This window comes from Vibrio sp. 1402 (assembly GCF_033340275.1).
Genome location: NZ_JAWOWE010000518.1, coordinates 1 through 572, shown reverse-complemented (window position 1 = coordinate 572; position 572 = coordinate 1). Strand labels below are relative to the sequence as shown.

The window sequence follows — 572 nt, the reverse complement described above, 5'->3', positions numbered from 1 at the left end:
GAACGCGGCTATCCTAAACAACGTGAAATCAGCGGTAGCAAAAGACGTGGTTGAGGGTTTACGTGCTATTGACCAAGAGCTAGTGAAAACTGCAGTAGGCAGCACGCAATTCCAAGAGTGTTTCTTTGCGCACTGCCAAGTACCTGAAATTGCAGAATATGTGAAGTCGCTACTAGACTAAGCACTCATTTTATCGGGAAATAGGTTAAGGCCAGCCATTGTGCTGGCTTTTTTTGTTTTTCAGCCGGAGAGAATGCCATGCACGTTGCGCCGATTACTTCACTACAGACTTGGTTTCCTGAGCATCCCGTTTTGCCTTTGTGGTCTGAGCCTCAAATCCCCTCCCATCTGGTGCAAAGTTATCAAGAAAGAAATCCGAACGAGTTGTTACCAGATCGCGCAGTGTTTGAGATCACGCATCCCGAAATTGTCGTGTTTGAACCAGAGCAATCCAACGGGATTGGTATTTTATTGATGCCCGGTGGCGGTTATCAGCGAGTCTCGGTGGATAAAGAAGGGGCAGACAGCGCACGCGTGTTGAACCAAGCAGGTTTTACCGTGTTTGTGATGAC

Annotated in this window: 2 pseudogenes; both read left to right on the top strand. The window is 47.7% G+C overall.

Features of this window, described 5'->3' with window-relative positions:
- A pseudogene (locus R7044_RS27015) lies at positions 1-181 on the top strand (hypothetical protein); the annotation flags it as partial.
- 77 nt (positions 182-258) lie between these two features.
- A pseudogene (locus tag R7044_RS27010) lies at positions 259-572 on the top strand (alpha/beta hydrolase); the annotation flags it as partial.